We start from the raw sequence: 25,997 nt of genomic DNA, 5'->3' as shown, positions 1-25,997 counted from the left end.
CGGGGTCGTCGGAGTCTGCGTTGGATGCGCAGGGTGCCGGTGACCAGGGGATGATGTTCGGGTTCGCGTGTGCGGAGACCCCGGAGCTGATGCCGCTGCCGATCGCTCTGGCGCACCGGTTGGCGCGTCGGTTGTCGGCGGTGCGGAAGGACGGGACGATCCCGTACCTGCGGCCGGATGGTAAGACGCAGGTGACCATCGAGTACGAGGGCCTGCGTCCGGTCCGCCTGAACACGGTGGTCGTCTCGTCGCAGCACGCGGCGGACGTCTCGCTCGACAAACTCCTCGCACCCGACGTACGGGAACACGTGGTGAACCCGGAGCTGGAGTCGTTGGGCCTCGATTCCGACGGGTACCGGTTGTTGGTGAACCCGACGGGCCGGTTCGAGATCGGTGGGCCGATGGGTGACGCGGGTCTGACCGGCCGGAAGATCATCGTGGACACCTACGGCGGGTACGCCCGCCACGGTGGTGGCGCGTTCTCGGGGAAGGACCCGTCGAAGGTCGACCGGTCGGCGGCGTACGCGATGCGGTGGGTGGCGAAGAACGTCGTCGCCGCCGGCCTGGCGGAGCGCTGTGAGACGCAGGTCGCCTACGCGATCGGCAAGGCCCACCCGGTGAGTCTGTTCATCGAGACGTTCGGTACGGAGAACGTGCCGGTCGAGCGGATCGAGAAGGCCGTGGCGGAGGTGTTCGACCTGCGCCCCGCAGCGATCATCCGGGACCTGGACCTGCTGCGCCCGATCTACCGGCAGACCGCCGCGTACGGCCACTTCGGCCGGGAACTGCCCGAACTGACCTGGGAGAACACCGACCGCGCCGCCGACCTCAAGTCGGCCGCAGGCGCCTGACCGCCGGACCGAACCGGCACCGTCCCCGTCCCGTGCTCGCGTCGAGCCCGGGGCGGGGTCAGCGGGCGGCGGCGAGAGCCGCGCGCATCGCCTCGACCGGGGCGGTGACGCCGGTGAAGTGCTCGAACTGGCCGACGGCCTGGGCCAGCAGCAGGTCCAGGCCGGAGACCACCGGGCAGCCGGCCGCCTGCGCGGACGCGGCGAGCGGGGTGGGCCACGGATCGTAGAGCGCGTCGAAGCAGACCGTCCCGGGCCGCCAGGCGGCCAGCTCAGCGAACGGGTCGGCGGCCCCCTTCGGCAGGGTGGACACCACCACGTCGGCGTCGAGGTACGCGGCGGCCTCGGCCCACGGGGCGGCGACCATCGGTACGCCGAGCGCCCCGGCCACCGGACGCAGTTCCGCCACCGCCTCCGGGCGGCGGGCCGCTACGGTCACCGACTTCGCGGCCAGTCGCGCCGCCGCCGCGACCGCCGCCCGGGCGGTGCCCCCGGCGCCGAGCACGGTGACCGTGGCTCCCGGGGCCACCCCGGCGGCGGTCAGCACGTCGACCATGCCGACGACATCGGTGTTGTCCGCGTACCAGCTGCCGTCCGGCCGGTGGACCAGCGTGTTGGCGGCCCCGACGGCGGCAGCGACCGGCGACACCTCGGCGGCCACCGTGAGCGCCGCCTCCTTGCCCGGCATGGTCACCGACAGGCCGGCCCACTCCGGGCCGAGCCCGCCGACCAGACCGGGCAGCCCGGCCGCGTCGCACTCGATCCGGGTGTACGACCACCCGGTCAGCCCGGCCGCCGCGTACCCGGCGTTGTGGATCGCCGGGGAGAGGGAGTGCGCGATCGGCGTACCGACCACCGCTGCCCGGCGGGCGTGGGTCATCAGATGATGCCGGCCTCTCGCGCCTTGGCCTCGTTGCGCCGGTGCTGTTCGTAGGTCTCGGCGAACTCGGAGTTGCCCGCCTTGTCGACCGCCACGAAGAAGAGCCACTTCCCCTCCGGCGGGTCCATCGCCCCTTCCATCGCGTCCTTGCCCGGGTTGTTGATCGGAGTCGGGATCATGCCCGGCAGCTTGCGGTTGTACGGGTTCTTCGGGTTGTCCATGTCGGCGGCGGTCATCTCCTTGGAGGACTTGGTCCGCTGACCGGTCGACTCCAGGTAGTAGTTGACCGTGACGTCCATCTCCAGGCATCCGCAGGGGAAGGTGCCGCTGTAGGCGCGGTTGTAGGCGACCCGGGCGACCTTGCCGAGGTCCGCCTTGGTGCCCGCCTCGGCCTGGGCGAGCGAGGCGACGATCAGGGCCTCGTACGGGCTGATCCCGCCGCGCTCCTTCTCCACCCGCTCGGCGAACTGCATCTTGCCGCTGACGGTCAGGAAGTTCGCCACCATCTCCTTGAGGATGACCTCGGCGGTGGCCTTCGGCGGCATCTCGTAGGTGTCCGGGTAGAGGAAGCCCTCGATCGACTTGACGACCTTCTTGCCGTCGGTGCGCGTGAACCACCAGTCCGGGACGCCGAGCGCCTCCGGGTCCTTCGCCGCCGCCTCGAAGTCCTCCACCGGGATCTTGGTCTGCTCGGAGAGGCGCTTGTAGGTCTGCTTGGCGGTCAGCCCCTCGGGGATGGTGATCCCGTTGACGATCTTGTTCTTCAGGTCGAGGAGCATGCCGAGGGCGCTCTCGCCGCTCATCTGCTTGCGCACCTTGTAGGTGCCGGGCTGGATGTTCTTGCTGCGCGCGTTCTCCTCGGCGGCGTCGATGAACGCCTGGGCGCTCTTGACCACGCCCGCGTCGTACAGCGCGTTGGCGATGTCGGCGATCAGCGCGCCCTGCTTGACCTCGACGGTCAGCTCACCGCTGCCGGTGCCGTCGTAGTCGGGGGTGACGAAGTAGCTCTGCACCCGGTCGAAGCCGTAGAAGGCGCCACCGCCGATCGCGCCGAGCAGCACGAAGGCCAGCAGGAGGGCGAGGACCGTACGGCCCCCGCCACCGGACTTGCCCTGGCGCTTGCGCATGGCGCTGCGCCGGTGCTTGCCCTTGTCGCCCCGGTCACGTTCGTCGAAACCGAGATCCAGGTCGTCGATCATTACGTCCGCCTCCGCTGCGCCTCTAGCCAGCTCTGCAGGATCTCCACCGCGGCGGCCTGGTCGACCACCGCTCGTTGCCGTTTACCCCGGACGCCCCGCTCGGCCAGCCTACGAGAAGCCACCACGGTCGACATCCTCTCGTCAGTCAGCGTCACCGGAACAGGCGCTATTACATCAGCCAAACGGTTCGCGTACGACCTGACGTGTACGGCGGCCGGGCCGTGCTTCCCGGCCAGGTTCACCGGGAGCCCGAGGACCACCTCGACGGCCCCGTGCTCGGCGACCAGCCGGCGCAGCTCGGCCACGTCGGTGGGGACGGCGTCGTCCCCGCTGGTCAGGTCGCGGGCGAGGGTGACCAGCGGGGTGGCCAGGATGCCGTCCGGGTCACAGATCGACACGCCGACCCGGACCTGTCCGACATCCACCCCGAGGCGGACGCCCCGTGCGAATTCACTCAATCGGGTTCACTCCCTGCGACTGCCCGCACCGGCGGGATGCACACCGCCGGAAACGTACCTCGCGCCCCGCGCCACAGAACACACCAGGGCGGACCAAGTGGCCCGCCCTGGTGCACCCCCGTCGGGGCATTACGCCTCGCTGATCGTCTTCTCCACGGTCAGCAGCAGGTTCGGCGCCTCGGCCGCCGGCAGACCGCCGCCCTGCGCCAGGTCGGGGCTGCCGCCGCCCCGGCCGGAGAAGGCCGCCTTGACCAGGTCGTTCGCGGCCAGACCCCGGCTGCGGGCCGCGCCGTTGACCGCGACCACCAGGGACGCCTTGCCGTTCGCGCGGGCCGCCACCGCGACCACCGCCGGCCGCGCCGCGTCGATCCGGCCCCTGATCTCCTGGGCGAGGGTCCGCACGTCGTTGCCGGCCGCGCCCTCCGGCGCCTCGGTGCCGACGTACGCGACGCCGCGCACGTCCTTCGCCTGTGCGGCGAGCGCCGCCGCACCGCCGAGCACCAGCTGGGCGCGGAGCTTCTCCAGCTCCCGCTCGGCGTCGCGGAGCTGGCTGACGGTCTGCTCCACCCGCTCGGCCACCTGGTCGCCGGGCACCCGGTACAGCTCCGCCAGCCGGGCGACGAGCAGGTGCTCCTTCGCCAGGAAGCGGAACGCGTCCATGCCGACCAGCGCCTCGACCCGACGGACCCCGGAACCGATCGACGCCTCGGAGAGGATCTTCACCAGGCCGAGCTGCCCGGACCGGTCGACGTGGGTGCCGCCGCACAGCTCACGGGCGTAGTCGCCGACCTCGACGACCCGTACCTCGTCGCCGTACTTCTCGCCGAAGAGCGCCATCGCGCCGATCCGGCGGGCCTCCTCCAGCGAGGTGACGAAGGCGTGCACCTCCAAGTCGGCCAGGAGCACCTCGTTGACCTGCTGCTCCACGTCGTGCAGCACGCTCGGCGCGACCCCGGTCGGGGTGTTGAAGTCGAACCGCAGCCGACCCGGCGCGTTCAGCGAACCGGCCTGGGTGGCCGACTCGCCGAGGAAGTTGCGCATGGTCTGGTGCACCAGGTGGGTGGCGGTGTGCGACCGGGAGATCGCCCGCCGGCGGGTCACGTCGATCTCGGCGAAGCCGGTCTCGCCGGCCCGTACCTCGCCCCGACGCACCCGCGCCCGGTGCACCACCAGGCCGGGCACCGGCTGCTGGACGTCGAAGATCTCGACCTCGCCACCGCCGACGGTGATCAGTCCCTGGTCGGGCTGCTGCCCACCGCCCTCGGCGTAGAACGGGGTCGCGTCGAGCACCAGCTCGATCGTGTCCCCCTCGACGGCCGCGGCGACCGGCGCGCCCCCGGAGAGCAGCGCCCGGACGGTCGACTCGCGGGAGGTCTCGCTGTACCCGGTGAAGCTCACCGGGCCGCCGCTGTCCAGCACCGACCGGTACGCCGACAGGTCGGTGTGCCCGGTCTTGCGCGCCTTCGCGTCGGCCTTCGCGCGCGAGCGCTGGTCGGCCATCAGCCGGCGGAAGCCCTCCGCGTCGACGGTCAACCCCTGCTCGGCCGCGATCTCCAGGGTCAGGTCGATCGGGAAGCCGTACGTGTCGTGCAGCTGGAACGCCTTGTCCCCGGAGAGCGCCGGCTTCCCCGCCTGCTTCGTCTCGCTGATCGCCGTGTCGAGGATCGTGGTGCCGGCCCGCAGGGTGGAGAGGAAGGCGTCCTCCTCCGCGTACGCGTACTGCGAGATCCGGTCGAACTCGGTGGCCAGCTCGGGGTACGACGGGGACATGCAGTCCCGGGCCACCGGCAGCAGCTCCGGCAGCGCCCGGTCCTGGTAGCCGAGCAGCCGCATCGCCCGGATCGCCCGACGCATGATCCGGCGCAGCACGTAGCCACGCCCCTCGTTGCTCGGGGTCACCCCGTCACCGATGAGCATCAGCGCGGTACGGACGTGGTCGGCGACCACCCGCAGCCGGACGTCGTCCGGGTGCGACTCGGCGGCCACCTGACCGGACCGGGCGCCGTACCGCTTGCCGGACAGCTCGCTGGCGCGGTCCAGGATCGGGCGGACCTCGTCGATCTCGTAGAGGTTGTCGACGCCCTGGAGGATGGAGGCGATCCGCTCCAGCCCCATGCCGGTGTCGATGTTCTTCCTGGGCAGCTCGCCGACGATCCGGAAGTGCTCCTTGCTGGTCACGTCGGCGATCTCGTACTGCATGAAGACGAGGTTCCAGTACTCCAGGTAGCGGTCCTCGTCGACCTCCGGACCGCCCTCCCGCCCGTAGGCGGGGCCCCGGTCGTAGAAGAGCTCGGAGCAGGGGCCGGCCGGGCCGGGAATGCCCATCGACCAGTAGTTGTCCTTCTTGCCCCGCCGGACGATCCGCTCGGCCGGCACGCCGACCGAGCGCCAGATGTCGTACGCCTCGTCGTCGTCGAGGTAGACGGTGGGCCAGATCCGCTCCGCGTCGAGGCCGAAGCCGCCCTCGGCGACCGACTTGGTGGACAGCTCCCAGGCGAGCGGGATCGCCCCGGCCTTGAAGTAGTCACCGAAGGAGAAGTTGCCGTTCATCTGGAAGAACGTGCCGTGCCGGCTGGTCTTGCCGACCTCGTCGATGTCCGGCGTCCGGATGCACTTCTGGACGCTGACCGCACGCGGGTACGGCGGGGTCTGCTGTCCCAGGAAGTACGGGACGAACTGCACCATGCCGGCGTTGACGAACAGCAGGTTCGGGTCGCTGATGGCGGGCAGCGGAGCGGACGGCACCACGGCATGGCCGTTCGCCTCGAAGTGGGCGAGATACCGCCGCTTGATCTCCGCCGTCTTCATCGCTGGGGTTCCTCCGGGAAAATCGCTCGGTCGCCGATGCGCGGGTCCTCCCGCAGCTCGGCGAACTGGTCGTCGAACGCCTCGCCCCGGGCGAACGCCTCGTGGATCTCCTGCTCGCGTTCGGTCATCCCGATCCGGACGTCCTCCACGAAGCTACGCAGCGACTCCATCAGCCCGCCAGCCGATTCCGCCAGCGAGCCGGCGATACCCTGCGGCGTGTACGCGTGCGCGGTACGGGTGGCCTTGCGGACCACCACCACACCGACGGCGAGGCCGATGCCGAGCCAGAACAGACGCCTCATGCCCTTTTCCTCCCGCTACCGGGTCAGCGGTCGCCGCGCTTGGCGGCCCGACGCTGCTGCTTGATGGTGTCGCGGACCTCGCGCTCGGTCTCGGCGTGCCGGCGCGCGGAGGCGGCCTTGCGCACGCCGTACCCGAAGGCGGCGACCTTGACCAGCGGGTTGGCGGCGGCGGCGGAGACCACGGTGGCCAGGTTCGCCACGTTGGCGGTGACGTTCTGCGCGTGGCTGGTCATGGTGTCGACCTTGGCGAGCTGAAGGTTCACCCCGTCGAGCGAGGTCTGCACCTGGGTCAGGGCGGTGTTGACGTTCTCCACCGTCGTGTTGACGTTGCCGAGCAACGGCCTGGTCTGCTCGTTGAGGTCGTTGATCATGCGGGTAGTGGCGTCCACGGTGTGCCGCAGGCGCAGGATGGGCAGCGTCAGGATCAGTACCAGCATCGCGAACGCGATCGCCGCCACCAGCGCCGCGACCTCTCCAAGCTCCACGCGTGTCCTCCTCAAGCAGTGTCCCGCCGACCCGTCGTCGGCGGGACGCGCGACCGTCGTACCCGATCCGGTCCGCCGTCACCGATCCGGTCGGTGACGGCGTCCGGTCCGCCAGCCCCAGACCCTACCGTCAGTGATGGACGGCGGCTCAGGACGGTGACGGTGCCGGTGTCAGGTCGTCGAGCGGGTCGTCGGTGAAGGTGGGGAAGGGATCCTCACCGGTGAGCGACGGGTCCGTGCTCGGCTGTGGCCGGGTCCGGTCGTCGTCGACGGCGTTGCGGACCTTCAACGACACCAACGACCCGGTGCAGTCGCCGGCAGCGGTGGGCGACGCCAACGGCGACGGCGGGACCGCCGGTTGGCCGTCGATCGGCGGCGGCACACACGTCGGCGGACGGACCCAGAGGTCGAGGGTCAACTCGTCCCGCCGCCAGCAGGTGTACCGCCCGGGGGCGGGCTGCTCCGGGCAGCGGGTCACCCGCCACGGCTGCCAGCCGACGGCCGACAACGCCCGCTCGTACTCGGCTGCGGTCTCCTCCGGGGAGCGGTCCGAGGAGGCGGTGCGTTCCCGCAGCCGGCAGTCCTGGAGGCACCAGCGGCTGCCGCTGACGTTGTCCACGGTGTCCGCCGCGGCCCAGGCCGGCACCGGCAGGTCGTCGAGGGAGCCGAAGACCGGGTCCCGGCTCAGCGTCCGGACGGCGAAGAAGGCCGGCACCGCGCCGAGCAGGAGCACGCTCACCGCCACCAGCACACCGAGGCGGAGCCGGCGGCGCTCCCGCATCTGCCGCCGCAGTTCGGAACGGGCGACGCGGAGCGCTCCCCCGGTCCGGGCACCGTCGTCGTCGGACGGTTCGTCGCCAGCGGCGCTGCGCAGCGACGGTGGGTCCACCGGTGCCACCGGCGGCGCCACGGCGGCGCGGGCCACCGGGTGCCCGGCCGGTTCCCCGGCCCGTTCGCGGACCGGCGGGACGGCGCCGGCCCGCTCCGGATCGCGGACGGGCGGCACGGCGCCGCCGGGGCGTTCGGGGTCGCCGCCCGGCGGGGTGGCCCGGCCCGGCACGGGTCGGGCCACCGACGCGGCGGCCCGGGCCACGGCCGGCGGGCCGGACGTCGGCGCGGCGGTGGCCCGGACCGGGCCCGCCGGCGGCCGGCCCGGACCGGAGGCCGGATCGACGGACGGTCCCGGAACGACGGACGGTCCCGGAACGACGGACGGTCCCGGAACGACGGGCTCCCCCGGACCGGAACCGGGCCGGGTGCCCCGTGCGCCCGGTTCGACCGGCGCCGGAGGGCGGGCCGCGCCCCGCGCCGGACCTGCGGGCGGCCCGGCGGGCGTCACCCGTGGTCCGGGTACCGGGGTGGCCGGTGCCGGCCGGGCCGCGGCCGGCCGAGGTGGCGGCACGACACCCGGACCGGACGGCGGCACGACACTCTGGCCCGGCGGCACGGCACCGGCCCCGTGCGGTACGGCACCCTGGCCCGGCGGCACGGCACCGGCCCCATGCGGTACGGCACCCTGGCCCGGCGACAGGACACCCGGCCCCGGGGGCGGTCCGGCAGGGCGCTCCGGCCCCGGCACCGGGGGAACCGGACGGGCCGCGCCGCGCGCCGGAGCGGCCGGTTCGGTTCCGGGGCGAACCGGCGGGACCACCGCACCGGGGCGGGCGGCGCCCCGGGCCGGCGGAGCGGTACGTGGATCCGGGGCCGGCCCGGCCGGACCGGGCACCGGCGGGCGGGCCGAGCCGGACGCCGGACGCCCGGCCTCGGCCGGATCGGCGGCCCGACGTCGCCCCACCGGGCGGTCGTCGTCCGGTCCGGCGGGGTGACGACGTCCGGAGGCCCGCTCGTCGTCGGGGTCGGCGGCACCGCGCCGCCGCCCGGGGGCGCTCGGCGGGTCGTGCCGCTGGCCCGGCCCGGCGATCACCGGACCGGACGCCGCCGAGAACGGGACCGACGGGGCGTTGCCCGAGGCCGGAACCGGCGGAGCGTTACCCGACAACGGAACGGGCGGGGCGTTGCCCGAAGCCGGAACCGGCGGAGCATTGCCCGACAACGGAACGGGCGGAGCGTTGCCCGAAGCCGGAACCCGTGGGCCGTCCTGCTCCGGGGCCCGGCGCCGGGCCACCGGGCGCTCGTCCGGGGCGGGGGGACGGGCCACACCGGCCGCCCTCTCGACGGGGACCCGCCCGGCGGGAGGCGGTGGGCGGCCGGGCAGCCCCCGGGGCGACGGTTCCGGCGCACCCGCCGGGTGGTGCGGCCGGTCGGCCGGCGGGGGGACATCGTGACCGGGACGGACCGGCGGTTGGGCCCCCGGGCCGGAACGGACCGGTGGTGCCACCTCGGGGCCGGGGTGCGGGGCGGGACCGGAGCGCGGCGCGGGGCCGGCGGAACCGGGCCACGGGCCGTCCGGACGCCCGGACCGACGGGTGGCGGCACCGGGCGGGACGGCCGACGGTGGGGCCGGCGTCCTGTCACCGGGATACGGCGGCCCGCCCGCTCCGGGCACGGGGCCCGCGGGCGGGGGCGGGGGCGGCGTCGCGGGCGGCCGGGAACCGGCGGAAGCCGGGTCGGCAGCCTCCCGGGCACCGGCCTCCGGGCTGAGGTCGGCCCGCTGCCGCTTGGCGGTACGCAGGTCGTCGATCCAGCCGAACTCCTCGCCGCTGACCGGTTCCTCCGGCTCCGCGTCGGACCGGCCGCGTCCCCAGCGGCGTCCCCTGGCCTTGGGATCCCGCCGCTCGTCGGGGCCGTCCTCCGGCCGATCCGCACCACGAGGTGTCACTGGTGACCCTTCCTGGCGGCGTCCGCGCCGCCCTCTTCCGCCGGGACGCCGGTCGCGTCCGTCGTGCCCCGCCCCGCCCCCGCCGCCCCGGCGACCGGGGCGCTCCGGCCCCGGACGATGCGGCGCAGCAGGGGCAGCCGGGCGGCCACCGAGCGCTCCGCGCCGTGTTCGGTGGGCCGGTAGTAGTCGGTGCCGACGAGGTCGTCCGGGACGTACTGCTGGGTGACCACACCCCGGTGGTCGTCATGCGGGTAGCGGTAGCCGGTGCCGTGCCCCAGCCCCCGGGCACCGGGGTAGTGGGCGTCCCGCAGGGTGCGGGGCACCGGCCCGCCCCGGCCGGCCCGGACGTCCCGGATCGCCGCCCCGATCGCGCTGGTCGCCGAGTTCGACTTCGGCGCGGTGGCCAGGTGGATGACCGCCTGGGCGAGGTTGAGCTGTGCCTCGGGGAGCCCGACGTACTCCACGGCGTGCGCGGTGGCGGTCGCCACGGTCAGCGCCACCGGATCGGCCATGCCGACGTCCTCGCTGGCGAAGATGACCAGTCGACGCGCGATGAACCGGGCGTCCTCCCCGGCGACCAGCATCCGAGCCAGCCAGTGCAGTGCCGCGTCGACGTCGGAGCCGCGCATGCTCTTGATGAGGGCGCTGGTGACGTCGTAGTGGGCGTCCCCGGCCCGGTCGTAGCGGACCGCCGCCACGTCGACCGCCTGCTCGGCGGTGGCCAGGTCGATCCGGTCGGCGCCGAGCGCGGTGGCGGAGGAGGCGGCGGCCTCCAGGGCGGTCAGCGCCTTGCGGACGTCGCCCCCGGCGAGACGGACCAGGTGCTCCTCGGCCTCCGGGGCGAGGGTGGGGGCGCCGCCGAGGCCGCGCTCGTCGGTGACCGCGCGGCGCAGCAGGTTCCGGACCGCGTCCTCGGTGAGCGGTTGCAGGGTCAGCAGCACGCACCGGGACAGCAGCGGCGAGATGATCGAGAAGTACGGGTTCTCGGTGGTCGCGGCGAGCAGGGTGACCGTCCGGTCCTCGACCGCCGCGAGCAGCGAGTCCTGTTGGGTCTTGCTGAACCGGTGCACCTCGTCGATGAAGAGCACGGTCGGCGGGCCGCCGGAGCGGCGTTGCCGGCGGGCGGTCTCGATGACCGCGCGCACGTCCTTGACCCCGGCGGTGAGGGCCGACATGGCGACGAACCGGCGGTCGGTGGCTCGGGCCACCAGGTGGGCGATGGTGGTCTTGCCGCAGCCGGGCGGTCCCCAGAGGATCACCGACATCGGGGCCGCGCCGCCGACCAGCTGCCGCAGCGGCGCACCGGGGGCGAGCAGGTGCTCCTGACCGACCAGTTCGTCGAGGTTCGCCGGACGCATCCGCACCGGCAGCGGCGCGTCGGACCCGACGGTGTCGAAGCCGCCGGTCCCGGTCGGCGCACCGCCGGACGCCGCGAGCGCGCTCGGCGCTGCGGCGGGGTCACCGAGAGTGAACAGGGCGTCGGACTCCATCACGAAGACAGTACCGGCCCGGTCCCGCGACGCCGGAATCGCGGCGCGGGCCGGGCCGGGGATGATCGGAAGCGGTCACCCGCGACCGGGACGGCGGCCCCGGTACCACCGACCGCCGCCACCGCCGCCACCGCCGCGCGGGCCCCGGCCGACGCCGGCCAGGTAGAGCGAGAGCAGGAGCAGGCCGATCAGGACCAGGGTGTTCCAGTTGAACAGGTCGGGTGCGCCGAAGTCGGTGTTGAGCAGGTCGATGAGCAGGGCGAAACCGAAAACGACGGCCGCGGCGATGGCGAGCATGTCGGTCCTCCGATAGGGGTCGGGGTACGTCGGCCGTGATGTACCCGATCGGTCCGATCGCCAATCTCCAGCGTGGACCACATTGCTGCCCTGACTAGGCTGGCGTCATGATCGGGACAGCGCGGACGGTGCACGGGCGGGCAGCCGTCCTGGCGGCCACCGGTCACCACCCGTACGCCCGGCACGTCCTCGGTCGGGACGACGAGCCGCAGGCGTGGCTGCTCGACGGCACCACCGCGTGGCTGCTCCCGGCGGAGCGGGGCCCGGCCGGTGGGGCGTTCGGCGCTCCCGAGCTGGCGGTCGGCCTCTTCGCGACGCTCCGGGCGCAGGGCACGGCCCGCCCCGGGCAGTGGCTGCACCTGCCCCGCCTCGGCACGGCCGAGCTGGCCGGGCCGCTGCCGATCGCCCGGTACGACGACTGGGACTTCCTCTGGAGCACCACCGCACCGCCGTGGCAGCCCGGCGAGGAGCGGGTGGAACGGCTCACCGAGGCCGACCTGCCGGCGCTCACCGCACTGGTCGACGAGGCCTTCCCGAGCACCACCTCACGCCCCGGCGACCCCCGGGTGGTCGACTGGTACGGCATCCGCGCCGGTGACCGGCTGGTCGCCGGTGGGGCGGACCGGAGCCGGGGCGACATCGGTTTCCTCGCCGGGCTGGCCGTCGCTCCATCCGAGCGGGGACAGGGCCTCGGCGCGGCGCTGACCGCCGGCATGGCCCGCGCCCTCTTCGCCCGGTACGACCGGGTGGCGCTCGGCGTCTACACCCGCAACGTCGGTGCGATCCGGCTGTACCGCCGTCTCGGCTTCACCGGAACCCTCGCGCGCACCTCCCTGCAACTCGGCTGAGCCGGCTGGGGTGGCGACCAGCCTGCAACTCGGCTGAGCCGGTTGGGGTGGCGACCAGGGCTACCCGGACACCGCTCCGCCGGACAGGGCGCCCTGCTACCGCCCGGCGGCGGAGGCGGAGGGGACCTTGGTCCGGCGGGTGGCCCGCCAGGCGGGCAGGTAGAGCGGCGCGGCGACGGCCAGCACCACCGCGCCGACCAGCATCGCGGTACGCACACTGGTGGCGTCGGCCAGGGCGGTGAGGACGATGCCGCCGAGCGCACCGGCGGGCATGGCGACCATCGAGTTCAGCGAGATCACGCTGGTCCGGTAGGGGCCGTCGACCTGGCGGTGCAGCAGCCCCATGTGCAGCGGGTTGGACGCGCCGTGCACGGTGTAGCAGGCCAGGTACGCGACGAGCACACCGACCGGTCCGGCGAGCAGGCCCATCCCGGCCACGGTCAGCCCCTGGACGATCCGCAGCAGCGCGGCGCTGGGCGCGGCTCCCCACCAGCGGGTCAGCAGCGGGGTGAGGGCAGCGCCGGCCGCCGAGGCGAGCCAGGCGACCGAGCCGGCCGGGCCCAGCAGGGCCGCCGCGCGGTCCGAGTCGCCGGTCACCTCGGCGAGGCGTACCGGGAGCAGGGTCTCGAAGGTGGTCATGCCGAAGCCCCAGAAGAGTTCCACGGCGACCAGGGCGAGCAGGACCCGGGAGCGGCGCAGCAGCCCGAACGCCTGCCCGACCAGGCCCGGCGCGGCGGCGATCGACGACCGCAGCGCGCCCTGGCCCCGGGCCGGTCGCGGCTCGACCAGGAGTGTCGCGAGCGCCACCAGGACGACCACCTGGAGGACGACGGCCAGCAGCACCGGCATGGTCAGCGCGCTCACCGGGCCGACCGGGCCGAGCGCGACCAGACCGCCGCCGAGCAGCGCGCCGGCGCTGATGCAGAGGCCGAGGACCGTCCCACTCTGACCGAGCCCCTTCTCGTACGCCGCGTCGGGGTCGGCGGCGAGGCTGGCGTCGACGTACCAGGACTCCAGCGGGCCGCTGTCCAGCGCCCGGTACACCCCCTGGAGCAGCCAGACCGCGACCAGGACGGCGAACGTGTCGGCGACGACGAAGAGCGCCAGCGAGGCGAGGTTGACCGCGGCGGCGGTGAGGAGCACCGGTCGCCGGCCGAGGGCGTCGGCGAGACCGCCGGTGGGCAGTTCCAGCAGGAGGACGACGAGCCCCTGGGCGGCGACGGCCAGCCCGATCTGGGCGAGGGTGAGGCCGCGCTCCTGCATCAGCAGGACGAAGACCGGGATGAGCAGGCCGACCGGGAGCCACCGGAGCCCGTGCAGGAGCAGGAACCGGTGCCGGACCTGGCGGATGGTGAGCGCGCTCACCGCCCGGCCTCCGGGCCGGACAGGTCCTCCGTGCCGGGGAAGGCGGCGTAGATCAGGTGGATCGGCTTCACGTCGGTCTCGTCGGGAGGCGGCTGCGTACGGTAACGGAGGATCAGCTCCCCGATCTCCTGGTTGAGCGCGTGCAGCCGTTCCGGGCCGATGACCAGGAAGGCGTCACTCATGCCGGCCGCGTCCCGCCAGAGCGGCGGGTACGTCGCCCGCTCGGCGAGCCACCGTTCCGCCTGCTCGGTCATCCACCGCACGTGCTCGACCTGCATCCACTCCACGGCCGTCCGGGCGTCCGGGTCGTCGTCGTAGTCGCTCGGGTCCCAGTTGCTCGTCTCGTGCACCGCACGCCACCAGCGCTGCCGGCCGGTGCCCCGGTCGGGTTCCTCGGCCACCAGTCCCACCTCGGCGAGCTGCCGCAGGTGGTAACTGGTGGCTCCGGTGTTGGTGCGCAGCGCCCCGGCGAGCGAGGTGGCCGTCGCCGGACCGTCGGTGCGCAGCGCGCCCAGCAGCCGCAGGCGCAGTGGGTGCGCGAGCACCCGGATCTGCCGGTGGTCCAGCCGGACCGAGCGGGTCCTACCGCTCTGCTCCTTCGTCATGGCTGCACAATAACCGTGCACACATTCTGTGCACAACTATTGTGCATCACCGGTCCGGCTCCCGTCGCTACCCGTGCGGCACCTCTGGCAGCCCGGTCGACGGGCTGTCCCCGGACCCGCCCACCACGCCGGTGAGCAGGCGGGACGCCGACCGCTCGACGATCCGGGCCCGGCCCGGCAGGGTCGCCGGGGTGACCAGTGCCGCCGCCGCCAGGTATCCCGGCCCCGGGTGCAGGTCCCAGAGCCGGGCCCGCAGACCGGGTCGCCCGGGGTACGCGAGCAGTCGGGGCGGATCGGAGGGCGGGCTGATCCGGACGTCCCGGATCCGCACCCGCAGCCCGTCGCCGGTCGCCTTCACCACCGACTCCCGCCGGCACCACTGTGTGAGGTCGTCGGCGGGACGGTCCGCCCCCTCGTGCCGCTCCACGTCGACACCGATCTCCCCCCGGTCGGCGACGGCCACCACCACCCGCCGCCCGGAGTGCGAGACGGAGACGGCCAGCGGGTGCTCCGGCAGCCGGGGCCGGCCGTGCGGGCCGGCGCAGCTCGGACACGCACGGACCACCCGGAGCCGGTCCGCCGGCACGCCGCGGTGGTGGGCGACGGCCAGCCGCAGCAGCACCGCGCCCAGGGTGGACTGCCGCCGGTGGCGGGGGTGGCCGATGGCGGCGAGCCGGCGACGCTCGGTGGCGTCCAGCAGCCCGAGGTGCCACCGGCGCAACATGCCCAGGTCGGCCCACCAGACGGTGGCCACCACCACCGGCCGACGGGTCCGCCGGTGGATCAGAACGCCTCCTCGGGGACGTCCATCAGGTCGAGGCGAGCAGCCTGGATGATCTTCCGGTCCGCGGTGAGCCGGGGCAGCACCTCCCGGGCGAAGAACCGGGCCACCGCCACCTTGCCGGTGTAGAACGCCCGGTCCGCGGTGGAGACGTCGGCCCGGCCCAGGGCCCCTGCGGCCACCTCGGCCCGGACGAGCAGCAACCAGCCGACGAGCAGGTCACCGAGGGCCAGCAGCAACCGCCGGCTGTGCAGCCCGACCAGGTAGAGCTGGCGGGGCTCGCCGCCCTGCGCCGCGCCCAGCCACTCCAGCATCGCGCCGAGGCAGCCCTGCACGTCGGTGACCGCCCGGCCCAGCGCGGTCCGCTCGGCGGCGAACGGATCGTCGTCGCTCTCCGCGCCGACGAACCCGCCGATCTCGCCGGCCAGCGTCATCAGGGCCAGGCCCTGATCCTTGGCGATCTTCCGGAACACCAGGTCGAGGCTCTGGATCGCGGTGGTCCCCTCGTACAGGGTGTCGATCTTGGCGTCCCGGAGGTACTGCTCCAGCGGGTAGTCGGTCAGGTAGCCGGAGCCACCCAGGGTCTGCAGGGACTCGTGCCCGAGCAGCTCGTACGCCCGCTCCGAGCCGACCCCCTTGACCAGGGGCAGGAGCAGGTCGTTGACCCGGGCGGCCAGGTCGGCGTCCGGTCCGCAGACCATCCGGTCCTGCCAGCGGCCGGTGTAGACGAGCAGGGCGCGCAGCCCCTCGGCGTACGCCTTCTGCAGCATCAGCGACCGGCGCACGTCGGGATGGTCGATGATCCGAACCCGGGGGGCGGTCTTGTCCGCCATCCGGGTCAGGTCGGCCCCCTGCACCCGTTCCCGCGCGTACGCCAGGGCGTTGCGGTAACCGGTGGAGAGGGTGGCGATGGCCTTCGTGCCGACCATCATCCGGGCGTACTCGATGATCCGGAACATCTGCCGGATGCCGTCGTGCCGCTCCCCCACCAGCCAGCCGACCGCCGGCACCCCGTGCTGCCCGAAGGTCAGCTCGCAGGTGTTGGAGACCTTCAGCCCCATCTTCTCCTCGACGGCGGTGGCGAAGACACCGTTGCGCGCGCCCGGCTCGCCGGTGGCCGGGTCGAAGTGGTACTTCGGCACCACGAAGAGGGAGAGGCCCTTGGTGCCCGGTCCGCCGACGCCCTCGACGCCCACCGGGCGGGCCAGCACGTAGTGCACGATGTTCTCGGTGAGGTCGTGCTCGCCGGAGGTGATGAACCGTTTGACCCCCTCCAGGTGCCACGAACCGTCCGGCTGGGGCACGGCCCGGGTACGCCCCGCGCCGACGTCCGAACCGGCGTCCGCCTCGGTCAGCGCCATGGTGGAGCCCCACTGGCGGTCCACGAAGATCCGGGCCCACCCCTTCTGCTCCGCCGTCCCCTCGTGCCAGAGCACGTTGGCCAGGGGCGGACCGGAGGCGTAGATCCAGACCGCCGGGTTGGCGCCCATCACCAGTTCGCCGATGGCCCGCCAGAGCATCCGGGGCGCGGGCGTGCCGCCCAGCTCCGGGACGAGGTCGCCGAGCCGCCAGAACCCGGCGTCCAGGAACGCCCGGTACGCCTTGGCGAACGCCGGGGGCAGCGGTGCGCGGTGCGTGTCCGGGTCGAACACCGGCGGGTGCCGGTCGCCCTCGGTGAACGCGTCCGCCAGCTCCTCGCGGGCGGAACGGTCCACCTCGGCGAGGATCTGCCGGACGGTGTCGACGTCCAGGTCGGGGTAGCCGTCGGGGCCGAGGAACTCCTCGACCCCGAAGACCTCGAAGAGGTCGAACTCCAGATCCCGCAGGTCGCTGCGGTAATGGCCCATCTGTGCGTACTCCTGTCGTGAGAGAGAAGGCGGCGGGCCGGCCGGGTGGTTCCCCGGTCCGGCCCGCCGCGTCGTGCCCGTGTGGGATCAGCCGCCGTGGATGGCCGCCAGGTCGACCTTGGCGCGGGTGCTGGGCAGCGCGAAGCTGACCAGCACCGCGGCGGCGGTAAGCACCGCCGCCACCAGGAAGGCCGCGTGCAGGCCGTCGAGCAGCACGGATGCCTCCTGGACGCCCTCGCCGATCCGGCCGGAGAGCCGCTCGTTGGCGACGGTGACCAGGACCGCGAGGCCGACCGCGCCACCCACCTGCTGGGCGGTGTTCATCAGGCCGGAGGCGATGCCGCTCTCCTCCCTGGCGACGCCGCTGACCGCCGCGACCACCAGGGGCACCAGGGCCAGGCCGAAGCCGGCGCCGGAGAGGATCAGGGTGGGCAGGAGCTCGCCGACGTACGACCCGTCGACGCTGCTGCGCAGCAGCAGCACCTGGCCGATCCCGACCAGCGTCAGACCGGCCATGATCAGGGTGCGGGTGCCCAGCCTCGGGGTGAGCTGCATGGCCGCCCCGGCGAAGACCGCCATGGTGAGGCCGAGCGGGGCCCAGGACAGGCCGGCCCGGATCGGCGACCAGCCGTTGATCACCTGCATGTAGAGGCTGAGGAAGAAGAACGTGCCGTAGAGCGCGGAGGCGGCCAGCACGGTGAGGATGTTGGCCACCGCGATCTGCCGGTTGGCCAGGATACCGAGACGCAGCAGCGGTTCCGGGGCGCGCTTCTCCCACCACACGAAGAGCGCGATCAGCACGACCGCGCCGGCCAGCCCGCCGATGGTGAGCGGGTCGCTCCACTCCCGGTGCGCGGTGTTGAGCATGGTGTAGACGAGCAGCAGCAGACCGCCGGTGATGGTGGCCGCGCCGAAGCCGTCCAGCCGGCGCGGTCCGGTCGCGGTGTCCAGGTCGACGCCGCCGCGCAGGCCGGCCAGGGTGAGCGCGAGCAGCAGCGCGCCGACCGGGACGTTGATGAAGAAGACCCAGCGCCAGCCGATGGTGTCGGTGATCAGACCGCCGAGCAGCACGCCGGTGGTGCCGGCGATGCCGGAGAGGCCACCCCAGACGCCGAGGGCCTTGCCCCGCTGCTCGGCATTGGTGAAGGCGCTGACCAGGATGCTCAGTGCGGCCGGGCTGAGCAGCGCCGCGCCGAAGCCCTGCACACCCCGGGCGACGATCAGCGCGGTGTCGGACTGGGCGAGCCCGCCGGCCAGCGACGCGCCGACGAAGACGAGCAGACCGACGAGGAACATCCGCTGCCGGCCGAACAGGTCCGCGCCCCGGCCGCCGAGCAGCAGGAAGCCGCCGAAGAGCAGCATGTACGCGTCGACCACCCAGGCCAGCGAGGAGGTGGAGAACTCCAGGTCGGTACGGATCGACGGCAGGGCGAGGTTGACCACCGTCTCGTCGAAGATGACGAGCAGTTGGGCGCCGCAGGTGATGGCGAGCAGGAGCGCGACCCGCCCCCGGCTCAACATCTGGTCCCCTTTGGGCACGGCGGCTTGCACCATCACGACTCCTCAGCAGTGCGCAGTGGGTGGCGGGGGTTCCGCCCGGTGACCGGGCGGAAGGGACGGCACCGGCCGGGGCCGGGGCGGTGGGGGCGCGGTGGTCGGACCCGGTCCGGGCCGGCGGCGGACCGGCGGCGGAGCGGGGCCCGGTCGGCGTCGCGGGGGCTTCTCGGGCGGGGGGTCAGTCGCCGAAGGCGCGCTGCTGACGGCGACGCAGCGAGCCGGCCATCAGTTTCGCCACCGGGCGGGCCGGCACGCCCGCGCGCTCGTCCGGCTCGGCGACCGAGTCCAGCCAGGGCGGCATGAACCCGAGCGTCCACTTCGGCGCGGTCCTGAGCATGTTGCGCTCGAAGCGGCTCCACGTGGAGGCGTCCAGGGCCGGGGCCAGCCGGTCGGTCAACTCGCGCTCCTCGTCGGCGCAGTGCGCGGCGAGCGAGTCGCGCAGCCGCTGCACCGCCGCGCCGAACTCGGCCCACGCCGGGGCCGGGGCGCGGTCGAGGGCGACCAGCCGCCCCCGCACGTCCTTGAGGTGACCCAGCAACTCGGCGTGCTCCTCGGTCATCAGGGTCAGCACGTCCTCGCCGGCACCGCGCTCGCGCAGCATCGGCCAGAAGAACTCGTCCTCGCCCTCGTGGTGGTGCTCGATGATCTGGAGGATCCGGTCGGCGTAGTCGGTCAGGGCCGCCGCCCGCGCCGCGTCGGGTGCGCGGGACAGACCCGTGGCCGTTGCCGAGATTCGCCCCAGGTCGCGCAGCATCGCCCGGTGCGCGAGCCGCATCGTGAGGTGACCGGAGGGAAGACCGACGGCTGGCTGACTGGGCATCTTCGTCTCCTTGCTGCGACGACGCTGAACGCATGCCGACCGTATCAGCTATTGACCCATGCCGGCATCGCAATCCCCTTTGTCCGAGTCGAGTGTCGGGAGTGGACCGGGGCCGCCCGATCCCGTCGGAGGGTTACCTTTCTGACAGCACATATTCAATCGGACGGATCAGACGAAGATTGGCAGGTCCAGAGTGGATCGGGGGCGTGCCGAACCATGGCCAATACGATCCACTTTCGATAAAGTGCGGTACCTGTTTGCTGCGCGAGCCACGGACGGGGGCCGTCGGATGACAGCGCGTACACCACTCCGTCACCCAGACGGCATCACGGACTGCCCGGGACAGCGTCCCGCCGCGCCGATGACACATTCCCGTCCCCATTCCAGGCGTTCCACCGAGCCGTCCCGCAGGGCCGGCACGCGCCCGCGCCCAGCCGGCGGAACGCCGGACGCGCCGCGACCGCACCGCTGAGAACCCGTAGACCAAGAGGTAGGTACATGGACGGCAGAGAACACCGCTGGTTCATCCTGACCGCGTCCGTGGCGCCGCTGCTCGGCGTCGTGGTGGCGATGGTCCTGCTCTGGAACAGGCTGTTCGGCTGGTCGGATCTGGTGGCCCTGGTGGTCATGTACACGATCTGCGCCTTCGGCATCTCCACCGGCTACCACCGGCTGCTGACCCACCGGTCGTTCCGGACGGCCCGTCCGATCTACCTCGCCCTGGCCACGGCCGGCGCGATGGCCGGACAGGGCCCGCCGATCATCTGGGCCGCGCACCACCGCCGGCACCACCGGGTCGCCGACCGCGAGGGCGACCCGCACAGCCCGCACCTGGGCTTCGAGCCCGGCGCCAAGGGCGTGCTCAAGGGCCTGTGGCACGCCCACCTCGGCTGGCTGTTCGACGTCGGCCTGAAGTCGGAGCCGATGCGGTACTGCCCGGACCTGGTGCGCGACCGGGCGCTGCGCTGGATCAGCGAGAAGTTCGTGCTGGTCGTGCTCGCCGGCATCGTGCTGCCCGGCCTGATCGGGCTCGCCCTCACCGGCACCCTGGTCGGCGCGGCGACCGGTGCCCTCTGGGGTGGTCTGGTCCGGCTCTTCCTGGTCAACCACATGACCTACGCGGTGAACTCGGTGGGGCACGTCTTCGGCCGCCGCCGCTTCGGCACCCTCGACCACTCCCGGAACGTGGCCTGGCTGGCCATCCCCTCCTTCGGCGAGGCCTGGCACAACAACCACCACGCCTTCCCCCGCTCGGCCCGGCACGGCATGAAGTGGTGGGAGGTGGACATCAGCGCCAGCTTCATCTGGTCGCTGGAGAAGGTCGGTCTCGCCACCCACGTGATCCGGATCGACCCGGAGCGGCTGGCCATGCGGGAGGGCGGGGTGAGCCTGGTCGGCAACGTCAAGCCGGACCGCACCCCGGCCAGCACCGCGGAGGAGCTGCTGACCGCGCCGGCCGCGCCGCCGCTGTCCGAGCGCCGGTCCGCGTCCGAGCTGGTCTCGGTCACCGACGTCGAATGAGGACACCGACCGCCGTACCGGCCCGGAGGGGGACGCCATGCAGCTGTGGGAGCGACTGACCGGAGCCGGGGGCCGGGGTCGGCTGCACACCTGGGCCGGCAGCGGGTTCACCGCGACACCGTGGTCGGAGGTGGTCGCCGACGCCCGGGGCGCGGCGGCCACCCTCCGCCGGGCCGGGGTACGCCCCGGCCGGCAGGTGGCCGCCGTCCTGGACAACTCCCCGGAGGCGGTGCGCGGCCTGCTCGGGGTCTGGCTGGCCGGCGGGGCCGTCGCGTCGCTGCCGGTGCCCACCCGGGGCATGGACCGGCAGGAGTACGCCGGCCATCTGGAGGCCCTGGTCGCCCAGCTCGACGCGCCGGTGCTGCTGGCCGACGAGAAGCTGGCCCCGCTGCTGCCGGAGGCGCTGCACCGTCGACTGGCGGTGCGGTCCTGGCAGTCGCTGGCCGGTGACGGCCGGATCGACGAGACCCCGCCGGAGGCCGACGGGCTGGCGTTCGTGCAGTACTCCTCGGGCAGCACCAGCGTGCCCAAGGGGTGCGCGTTGACCACCCGGGCGATCGGCCGGCAGCTGGAGATGATCCTGGCCATGGCCGGCGGGGTGCCCGGCGAGGAGACGGTCGCCTCCTGGCTGCCGCTCTCGCACGACATGGGCATGTTCGGCTGCCTGCTCTACGCCTGGGCGCACGACTTCGGGCTGGTGCTCTCCACTCCGGAGCGCTTCATGATGTCGCCCCGGACCTGGTTCCGGGACATGGCCGAGTACGGCGCCACCATGACCGCCGGCACCAGCACCGCCCTGCACCTGGCCGCGCGGGGGCAGGGCAGCGGCGCGCTGGCCGCTCCGCTGCGACTGCGGGTCTGCGTGGTCGGGGCCGAGCGGGTGGAGTGGGCGGCGCTGCGGCGTACGGTGGCCGCCTTCGGGCCGCACGGGCTCCGGGAGGAGGCGCTGATGCCGGCGTACGGGCTGGCCGAGGCGACCCTGGCGGTGACCGCCTGCCCGCACGACGAGGCGCCCCGTTTCCTCGACGTCGACGGCAACCGGCTGGCCGACGGCGAGGTGGTGGCCTGCGCGCCGGACGACCCGGCGGCCACCCGGGTGGTCTCCACCGGCCGGCCCTGCGCCGGGGTGGAGGTGGACGTCGCCGAGCCGGGCCGGCTCTCCGAGATCCGGATCGCCTCGCCCAGCCTGGCCAGCGGCTACTTCGCCGACCCGGAGCGCACCGCCGCCCGGTTCGTCGACGGCCGGCTGCGCACCGGTGACCTGGGCTTCCTGCACGACGGCGAGCTGTACGTGGTGGGCCGCTCGGACGACCTGCTCCAGGTCGGCGGGCGCAACGTCTACGCGCGGGAGATCGAGAGCACCATCGACGGGCTCGAGGCGGTCCGCAAGGGCTGCGCGGTGATCGTCGACGTCACCGAGGGCGGTCGGAGCGAGCTGGTGCTGCTCGTGGAGCTGCGCAGCCGCAGCAACGACTACCGGGCCTTCGCCGACGAGGCGGCGGCGATCGCGATGACCAAGGCCGGCGTGCCGCTGGCCGAGTGCGTGTTCCTCGAGAAGGGCACGCTGCCGAAGACGCCGAGTGGCAAGATCCAGCGGTTCCGGTGCCGGACGCTGCTGGCGTCCGGCGCGTGGCGTCCGTTGGCCCGGGTGACCGTGGACTGACCCGCGGGCCGGTACGACGGAGCCGGGGTGGGGAACGCTCCCCCACCCCGGCTCCGTCGTCGGACCCGGACGGCTACCCGCCGGCCCGCCAGCGCACGGCGGCGGCACCGGCCATGTCCCCGGCGTGCGCGAAACCGGCCAGGACCAGCAGGTCACCCGGGCGCACCCGGTCGTCGCGGACGGCCTCGGTCAGGGTGATCGGCACGGCGGCGCCGAACAGGTTGCCGTACTCGTCGAAGGTGTCCAGGTGCCGCTCCGGCTTGAGCTGCAACGCCTCCCGCCAGTTGCGCAGGAACATCCGGTTCGGCTGGTTGGTGATCAGGACGTCGATGTCCGGCGTGCGGGTGCCGATCCGGTCGCAGAGCGCGGTGACCACCTCGGGCACGAGCTTGTTGCCCCGTCCGATGATCTTCGCGACCTTCGACTCGGTGAAGCTGACGTCCATCTCGCTCTGTCCCGGCTGCCAGTACTTCCGGTCGTCGTCGAAGGCCAGGCCGACGTCGGTGGCGTACTCGACGTACTGGCGGATCTCCACGTCGAGGATCGGGGACTCGTCGCCGACCCGCAGGTAGCCGACCCCGCAGCCGTCACCCGGGACCGGCGCGTGCGACTTGGTGCGGATCGTCGGCTGGGTGAAGACCTGGCCGGCGCTGTTCTGCACGTTGCACAGCAGCGCGGTGCGCGCCCCGCCCGACTGCATGATCTGCTTGGCGATCTTCAGCATGTAGACGAAGGAGACGCAGCCGCCGTTGTGCACGTCGAGCACCCACTCCGGGCGCTCGCCGAGCCGGTGGGCGACCTCGGCCCCGGCGCCGGTGAACGGCAGGTCGGGCAGGAGCACGTTGGTGATGAGCAGGTCCACCGGACCGTCGCCGCGCTCACGCGCCCGTTCCAGCACCGGCCGGGCCGCCCGGACGATCAGGTCGGCGGCGGTCTCCTCCGGTCCGATGTGCCGACGGTACTTCGGCGACTTGAACATGACGCTGTCGTCCAGCGCGGCGTCCGCGCCCCGGTAGAACTCGGTGCCGATCCGGCTCTCCGGCAGGGCGCTGTTGAGGTCGACCAGGCTGACCGGGGTGGTCATGCCGACGCTCCCTCGCGTACCACGTGGCCGGTCACCGGGATGCCCCGGCTGTGCCGGTACTCCAGGATGGTCTTGAGGTTGTCCAGCTCGGCCCGGTGCCCGGCGTAGAACAGCGGCCACATGTCGCCCACCCAGACCCGGTTCGGGTCGGCGACCAGGTGCTTGTTCGGGTTGTCGTCGTAGTACGGGTGGCGGCAGTTGGTCCAGACCAGCACCGACCCGGGCTTGTTGAGCACCAGCTCGGCCGGGATGATCCGGTTGATGTAGATCATCCACAGCTTGTCGCCCTGGTCCCAGGCGCAGTGGTAGTCCACGGTCAGCGCCTCCCGGTTGGCGACCACCCGGGCGTAGATGCGGGTGTCGTCGGCCAGCGTGTCCCAGCCGGCGTGCAGGCCGTCGGTGGCGCCCTCGACCGGCTCGAAGTGCCGGGTGCTGTACGTCCACTCGTCGAGGTTGCGCAGGTCGACGAGGTAGTCGAAGACGTCCTCCGGCGGGCAGTCGATGTAGTCCTGCACGGTGCAGAACTGCCCGTACACCGCGTCGTGCGGGTAGACCGCGTGGGTCATCTCCGCGGCCTTGGCCAGCGCTGCCTCCCGCGGGGTGGTCTCGCAGCGCAGCAGGTTCGGGATGTCAGCCAACGGCGACGACGGGCTGGTCATGGGGTGCTCCTTGGGGACTGACGGTGTCGAGGTGGTTGAGGAACGGTACGAAGGGTGGGATCTCCCGCGGACTCACGTCGACGCAGACCACGGCCGGTGACCGGGTCGACCCGTGGTCGACCAGGGCCTGCCGCAGTTCGTCGGGCGTGCGGGCGTGGGTGACCGGCAGGGTCGGGAACATGCCCCGGATCCCGGCGGCCAGGTCGGTCGGTCGGAACTCGTTGTAGGTGTACGCGTCGTCGTAGTAGAGCTGTTCGCGGGTGACGCACATGCCGTGCGCGTTGTTGTTGACGACCACGAACGTCACCGGCAGGTCGTGTTCGACCGCGGTGTGGATCTCCATGCCGTGCATGAGGAAGCCGCCGTCGCCGATCACCACGTAGCTGCGCTCACCGGTGGCGAAGGCGGCTCCGATACCCGCGCCGAGGCTGTGCCCCATGCCGCCCATGCCCAGCGCGACGACGAACCGCCCGTCGCGCGGCGTGGCGACCCAGTGGATGACGGCGGCGGCGGCGTTGCCCGCGTCGGCGACGACGGTCGCGCGGTCCGGCACGGCCGCGCCGATCGCCTCGGCCGCGTCGCGCAGCCGCATGCCCGCCCCCTCGAACGGCGGCACGGTGAGGAAGCGCAGGTCGGGGCGGGCCGGGGGCGACGGGGCCGGCCGGGCGGCGCGCAGTCGTGCGGTGACCGCCCGCAGCTCGGCACGCAGGTCGCCGTCCACGTGCAGCGCGTCCGGGTCGCAGAAGGGCGGCTCGGCCCCGAAGGAGACCAGCTCGGTGCCGGCGAGCAGGGCGTCCAGGCCACCCCGGGCCATCACCGGCAGCCGGGTGCCGACCAGCACGCAGAGCCGGGCCCGGCGCAGCGCGTCGGTGACGCTCGGGTGCCCGATCACCCCGGCGACCCCGACGAACCGGGGGTCGTGGTTGCCGAAGACGTCCTTGCCGTCGGGCACCACGGCGACCCGGGCGTCCAGCGCGGCGACGAACTCGGCCAGCTCGGCGCGGGCGCCCCGGCGGGCCACCTCGTCCCCGGCGATGACCAGCACCGGCTCGCCGGCCAGCTCCACCAGCCGATCGGCGGCGCGCTCCCGCGCCGCCGAGGCGGCGACCGGTACCCGCCGGGCGGCCAGCAGTTCGTCGATCGGGGGCGGGTCGGTGAGGACGGCCTGCTGGACGTCCTTCGGCAGCAGCAGTACCGCCGGCCCACCGGGCAGCGCACGGGTGGCGGTGAGCGCGTCGGCCAGTGCCGGGGCGAGGTCCGCCGGGTCGTCCACCCGCGCGCAGTACCGGCTGATCGAGGAGAACAGCCGGTACGCGTCGAAGGAACCGGCCAGGCCGCTGGTGTCCTGGAAGGCCCCCCGGCCCTCCAGCGAACGGGGCGGCTGTCCCACCACGGCCAGCAGCGGCACCCGGGAGGCGTACGCCTCGGCCACGCCGGGGACCAGGTTCATCGCCCCCGCTCCGGAGGTGGAGACGGCCACCGCGAGGCGGCCGGTGGTCCGGGCGTACCCGTCGGCCATGGCGGCGGCGGAGAACTCGTGCTTCGCCACCACGGCACGGACCGCCCCGCCGCAAAGGTGCACCGCGTCGTACAGATCCTCAATGTTGGCGCCGCCCACGCCGAATATGTGTCGCACCCCGATCAGGTGCAACGATCCGATCAGATAATCGACTACCCGGCACGGTCTGTCCATAATGGATG

21 protein-coding genes and 1 pseudogene are annotated in these 25,997 nt (G+C 73.4%); 4 read left to right on the top strand and 18 right to left on the bottom strand.

The features are described from left to right. Nucleotides 1-851 (top strand): methionine adenosyltransferase (gene metK / locus AB0F58_RS19645; RefSeq protein ID WP_357144510.1); only part of this gene is annotated, 851 nt, incomplete at its 5' end. Between the two features lie 58 nt (nt 852-909). Here metK and AB0F58_RS19640 read toward each other — a convergent pair. The 9 genes from AB0F58_RS19640 to AB0F58_RS19600 all read right to left on the bottom strand — a co-directional run bounded on the left by AB0F58_RS19640 (nt 910) and on the right by AB0F58_RS19600 (nt 11,546). Then, nucleotides 910-1,728 carry a shikimate dehydrogenase gene (locus AB0F58_RS19640; protein WP_357144507.1) on the bottom strand — a complete coding sequence of 273 codons (819 nt, stop codon included), beginning with the start codon at nt 1,726-1,728 and terminating at the stop codon, nt 910-912. Further along, nucleotides 1,728-2,927 carry an endolytic transglycosylase MltG gene (mltG, locus tag AB0F58_RS19635; RefSeq protein WP_357144504.1) on the bottom strand — a complete coding sequence of 400 codons (1,200 nt, stop codon included), beginning with the start codon at nt 2,925-2,927 and terminating at the stop codon, nt 1,728-1,730. Before mltG ends, AB0F58_RS19640 begins: the two co-directional genes overlap by 1 nt. Next, entirely contained in the window at nt 2,927-3,385 is a 459-nt protein-coding gene (gene ruvX / locus AB0F58_RS19630; RefSeq protein WP_357144500.1) for a Holliday junction resolvase RuvX, read from the bottom strand. The genes mltG and ruvX overlap by 1 nt, the downstream gene beginning before the upstream one ends. A gap of 129 nt (nt 3,386-3,514) precedes the next feature. Beyond that, complete coding sequence (alaS, locus tag AB0F58_RS19625) at nt 3,515-6,193, bottom strand: alanine--tRNA ligase (RefSeq protein WP_357144497.1); 2,679 nt, start codon at nt 6,191-6,193, stop codon at nt 3,515-3,517. After that, a complete protein-coding gene (locus AB0F58_RS19620) occupies nt 6,190-6,495 on the bottom strand; it encodes a hypothetical protein (protein ID WP_357144494.1) in 306 nt (101 codons plus the stop codon). Before AB0F58_RS19620 ends, alaS begins: the two co-directional genes overlap by 4 nt. A 23-nt stretch (nt 6,496-6,518) precedes the next feature. Continuing rightward, complete coding sequence (locus AB0F58_RS19615; RefSeq protein ID WP_088984965.1) at nt 6,519-6,980, bottom strand: DUF948 domain-containing protein; 462 nt, start codon at nt 6,978-6,980, stop codon at nt 6,519-6,521. 148 nt (nt 6,981-7,128) lie between these two features. Continuing rightward, the gene (locus AB0F58_RS19610) at nt 7,129-7,761 is read right to left on the bottom strand and encodes a hypothetical protein (protein WP_357144558.1); all 633 of its coding nucleotides are present in this window, start codon (nt 7,759-7,761) and stop codon (nt 7,129-7,131) included. Between the two features lie 1,994 nt (nt 7,762-9,755). After that, the gene (locus tag AB0F58_RS19605; protein WP_357144491.1) at nt 9,756-11,249 is read right to left on the bottom strand and encodes a replication-associated recombination protein A; all 1,494 of its coding nucleotides are present in this window, start codon (nt 11,247-11,249) and stop codon (nt 9,756-9,758) included. A 75-nt stretch (nt 11,250-11,324) separates the two neighbouring features. Then, complete coding sequence (locus tag AB0F58_RS19600) at nt 11,325-11,546, bottom strand: hypothetical protein (RefSeq protein WP_357144488.1); 222 nt, start codon at nt 11,544-11,546, stop codon at nt 11,325-11,327. A gap of 107 nt (nt 11,547-11,653) precedes the next feature. Here AB0F58_RS19600 and AB0F58_RS19595 point away from each other — a divergent pair, with 107 nt between their 5' ends. Next, entirely contained in the window at nt 11,654-12,394 is a 741-nt protein-coding gene (locus tag AB0F58_RS19595) for a GNAT family N-acetyltransferase (RefSeq protein ID WP_357144485.1), read from the top strand. Nucleotides 12,395-12,535: 141 nt separating this feature from the next. Here AB0F58_RS19595 and AB0F58_RS19590 read toward each other — a convergent pair. From AB0F58_RS19590 to AB0F58_RS19565, 6 genes and pseudogenes are all read right to left on the bottom strand, one after another. Then, nucleotides 12,536-13,759 (bottom strand): annotated as a pseudogene (locus AB0F58_RS19590) (MFS transporter); the annotation flags it as partial. Continuing rightward, complete coding sequence (locus tag AB0F58_RS19585) at nt 13,756-14,364, bottom strand: winged helix-turn-helix domain-containing protein (RefSeq protein ID WP_357144482.1); 609 nt, start codon at nt 14,362-14,364, stop codon at nt 13,756-13,758. The pseudogene AB0F58_RS19590 and the gene AB0F58_RS19585, both read right to left, overlap by 4 nt. A 67-nt stretch (nt 14,365-14,431) precedes the next feature. Next, a complete protein-coding gene (locus AB0F58_RS19580) occupies nt 14,432-15,124 on the bottom strand; it encodes a hypothetical protein (protein ID WP_357144479.1) in 693 nt (230 codons plus the stop codon). Nucleotides 15,125-15,147: 23 nt separating this feature from the next. Continuing rightward, the gene (locus AB0F58_RS19575; RefSeq protein WP_357144476.1) at nt 15,148-16,992 is read right to left on the bottom strand and encodes an acyl-CoA dehydrogenase; all 1,845 of its coding nucleotides are present in this window, start codon (nt 16,990-16,992) and stop codon (nt 15,148-15,150) included. A gap of 87 nt (nt 16,993-17,079) precedes the next feature. After that, nucleotides 17,080-18,546 (bottom strand): MFS transporter, encoded by a 1,467-nt coding sequence (locus AB0F58_RS19570; protein WP_357144474.1) that lies wholly within the window; start codon nt 18,544-18,546, stop codon nt 17,080-17,082. Between the two features lie 181 nt (nt 18,547-18,727). Next, nucleotides 18,728-19,369: a hemerythrin domain-containing protein gene (locus tag AB0F58_RS19565; protein WP_357144471.1), complete on the bottom strand. Its 642-nt coding sequence runs from the start codon at nt 19,367-19,369 to the stop codon at nt 18,728-18,730. A 498-nt stretch (nt 19,370-19,867) separates the two neighbouring features. Here AB0F58_RS19565 and AB0F58_RS19560 point away from each other — a divergent pair, with 498 nt between their 5' ends. Together AB0F58_RS19560 and AB0F58_RS19555 are read left to right on the top strand one after the other, a co-directional pair. Beyond that, nucleotides 19,868-20,890: a fatty acid desaturase gene (locus AB0F58_RS19560; RefSeq protein ID WP_357144468.1), complete on the top strand. Its 1,023-nt coding sequence runs from the start codon at nt 19,868-19,870 to the stop codon at nt 20,888-20,890. A 37-nt stretch (nt 20,891-20,927) separates the two neighbouring features. Beyond that, nucleotides 20,928-22,553, top strand: a complete 1,626-nt coding sequence (locus tag AB0F58_RS19555) for an AMP-binding protein (RefSeq protein WP_357144465.1) — start codon at nt 20,928-20,930, stop codon at nt 22,551-22,553. 73 nt (nt 22,554-22,626) lie between these two features. On the opposite strand, the gene AB0F58_RS19550 is transcribed toward AB0F58_RS19555, so the two are convergent. From AB0F58_RS19550 to AB0F58_RS19540, 3 genes are read right to left on the bottom strand one after another with little or no spacing between them, the layout of a single operon-like run. Continuing rightward, on the bottom strand, nt 22,627-23,637 hold the full coding sequence (locus AB0F58_RS19550; RefSeq protein WP_357144463.1) for a 3-oxoacyl-[acyl-carrier-protein] synthase III C-terminal domain-containing protein: 1,011 nt from the start codon (nt 23,635-23,637) through the stop codon (nt 22,627-22,629). Continuing rightward, a complete protein-coding gene (locus AB0F58_RS19545; protein ID WP_357144460.1) occupies nt 23,634-24,296 on the bottom strand; it encodes an SRPBCC family protein in 663 nt (220 codons plus the stop codon). The genes AB0F58_RS19550 and AB0F58_RS19545 overlap by 4 nt, the downstream gene beginning before the upstream one ends. Then, on the bottom strand, nt 24,268-25,989 hold the full coding sequence (locus tag AB0F58_RS19540; RefSeq protein WP_357144457.1) for a thiamine pyrophosphate-binding protein: 1,722 nt from the start codon (nt 25,987-25,989) through the stop codon (nt 24,268-24,270). The genes AB0F58_RS19545 and AB0F58_RS19540 overlap by 29 nt, the downstream gene beginning before the upstream one ends. Nucleotides 25,990-25,997: the final 8 nt, after the last annotated feature.

The organism is Micromonospora sp. NPDC023956 (genome assembly GCF_040639195.1).
Classification (GTDB): Bacteria; Actinomycetota; Actinomycetes; order Mycobacteriales; family Micromonosporaceae; genus Micromonospora.
The sequence above is the reverse complement of the archived record's forward strand: the minus strand, read 5'-3'. Positions and strand labels throughout refer to the sequence as shown.

Coding starts and splice junctions, on each gene's coding strand:
- AB0F58_RS19640 (WP_357144507.1), bottom strand. CDS start 1,728: ATGACCCACGCCCGCCGGGCAGCGGTGGTCGGTACGCCGATCGCGCAC.
- mltG (WP_357144504.1), bottom strand. CDS start 2,927: ATGATCGACGACCTGGATCTCGGTTTCGACGAACGTGACCGGGGCGAC.
- alaS (WP_357144497.1), bottom strand. CDS start 6,193: ATGAAGACGGCGGAGATCAAGCGGCGGTATCTCGCCCACTTCGAGGCG.
- AB0F58_RS19620 (WP_357144494.1), bottom strand. CDS start 6,495: ATGAGGCGTCTGTTCTGGCTCGGCATCGGCCTCGCCGTCGGTGTGGTG.
- AB0F58_RS19610 (WP_357144558.1), bottom strand. CDS start 7,761: ATGCGGGAGCGCCGCCGGCTCCGCCTCGGTGTGCTGGTGGCGGTGAGC.
- AB0F58_RS19605 (WP_357144491.1), bottom strand. CDS start 11,249: ATGGAGTCCGACGCCCTGTTCACTCTCGGTGACCCCGCCGCAGCGCCG.
- AB0F58_RS19600 (WP_357144488.1), bottom strand. CDS start 11,546: ATGCTCGCCATCGCCGCGGCCGTCGTTTTCGGTTTCGCCCTGCTCATC.
- AB0F58_RS19595 (WP_357144485.1), top strand. CDS start 11,654: ATGATCGGGACAGCGCGGACGGTGCACGGGCGGGCAGCCGTCCTGGCG.
- AB0F58_RS19585 (WP_357144482.1), bottom strand. CDS start 14,364: ATGACGAAGGAGCAGAGCGGTAGGACCCGCTCGGTCCGGCTGGACCAC.
- AB0F58_RS19575 (WP_357144476.1), bottom strand. CDS start 16,992: ATGGGCCATTACCGCAGCGACCTGCGGGATCTGGAGTTCGACCTCTTC.
- AB0F58_RS19570 (WP_357144474.1), bottom strand. CDS start 18,546: ATGGTGCAAGCCGCCGTGCCCAAAGGGGACCAGATGTTGAGCCGGGGG.
- AB0F58_RS19565 (WP_357144471.1), bottom strand. CDS start 19,369: ATGCCCAGTCAGCCAGCCGTCGGTCTTCCCTCCGGTCACCTCACGATG.
- AB0F58_RS19560 (WP_357144468.1), top strand. CDS start 19,868: ATGGACGGCAGAGAACACCGCTGGTTCATCCTGACCGCGTCCGTGGCG.
- AB0F58_RS19555 (WP_357144465.1), top strand. CDS start 20,928: ATGCAGCTGTGGGAGCGACTGACCGGAGCCGGGGGCCGGGGTCGGCTG.
- AB0F58_RS19550 (WP_357144463.1), bottom strand. CDS start 23,637: ATGACCACCCCGGTCAGCCTGGTCGACCTCAACAGCGCCCTGCCGGAG.
- AB0F58_RS19545 (WP_357144460.1), bottom strand. CDS start 24,296: ATGACCAGCCCGTCGTCGCCGTTGGCTGACATCCCGAACCTGCTGCGC.
- AB0F58_RS19540 (WP_357144457.1), bottom strand. CDS start 25,989: ATGGACAGACCGTGCCGGGTAGTCGATTATCTGATCGGATCGTTGCAC.